The organism is Methanobrevibacter sp. 87.7 (assembly GCF_002208625.1).
GTDB lineage: Archaea > Methanobacteriota > Methanobacteria > Methanobacteriales > Methanobacteriaceae > Methanarmilla.
In genome coordinates, this window is sequence record NZ_MRCT01000267.1 from 1 (window position 1) to 1,324 (window position 1,324).

General features: G+C 22.7%; 1 protein-coding gene. It reads left to right on the forward strand.

Annotated features, from left to right (window positions below; genetic code table 11):
* Window positions 1–222: 222 nt before the first annotated feature.
* On the forward strand, window positions 223–1,074 hold the full coding sequence (gene galU / locus BGI41_RS08135; RefSeq protein ID WP_088540198.1) for a UTP--glucose-1-phosphate uridylyltransferase GalU: 852 nt from the start codon (window positions 223–225) through the stop codon (window positions 1,072–1,074).
* Window positions 1,075–1,324 lie beyond the last annotated feature (250 nt).

Genomic DNA, 1,324 nt, shown 5'->3' on the forward strand with positions numbered 1-1,324 from the left:
TTATAATATTAAATATTGAGTTTATTATGTTTTAATTAGCTATTTTATAATATTTTTAAATTCTTATATTTTATTGGTTTTAATTTTAGTATATTTTAAATATTTTATTAAGTATAATTTTAAAATGTAAACTTATTTAAAGATATAAATTAAAGATTATATTAATAAAATTTATTTATTTTTTATAAGTGTTATTAGAAATTTTTTTATAAAGGTGATAAGATGAAAGCAGTTATTCCTGCAGCAGGTTTTGGAACTAGATTTTTACCTGCAACAAAAGCACAACCAAAAGAGATGTTACCAGTATTTGATAAACCAACTATTCAGTATGTAATTGAAGAAGCAGTAACATCTGGTATTGATGATATTTTAATTGTAACAGGTAAAAATAAAAGATCTATTGAAGATCATTTTGATAAATCTTTTGAACTTGAACATTCTTTAAAAGAAAAAGGTAAATTAAAAGAATTAAAAAGAATTCAAGATATCACTGATTTAGCTGATATTACATATGTACGTCAAAAAGAACAAAAAGGACTTGGAGATGCAATTTATTGTGCAAGAAAACATATTGGTGGAGAACCATTTGCTGTAATGCTTGGTGATACTATAACTAGAGGTAAAGTTCCTTGTACTAAACAATTGATTGATGTATATAGAAAATATAATTCTTCAGCTATTGCTGTTGAAAGAGTTCCAGATGAAAAAGTAGAAAGATATGGTATTATTGATGGTAGACCAGTTGAGGATACTGTTTATAAAATTGATAAACTTGTTGAAAAACCTGCTTTAAAAGATGCTCCAACAAATCTTGCTATTATGGGAAGATACTTCTTAACTCCTGATATATTTGAACATATTGAAAACACTGAACCTGGAGTAGGTGGAGAAATTCAATTAACTGATGCACTTGCTAAATTAAATGTAATTTATGGTTCTATATTTGATGGTCATACTTATGATATTGGTAATCGTATGGAATGGTTAATGACTAGTATTGAATTTGCTCTTGAAGATGAAGAAGCTCATGATCAAATTTTTGAATACATGAAATCAAAAGTACAATCTCAATAGTTTTATGATTTTAATTTATTTATATAATATTTTTTATTAAATATTTTTATTAAAAATCTTAGTTTAATTAGTTTAATGTTTTAATTTTATATTAGAATGTTTCTTAATTTGATTGATGTTTTAATTATATTCTAGAATGTTTTTTTAGTTTGATTGGTAGTATTATTAAAATGTTAATTTAATATTTTTATTAAATATTTATGAAAAATATTTTTTAATTTAAATTAGTCTTTTTTTATAGTATTAACTC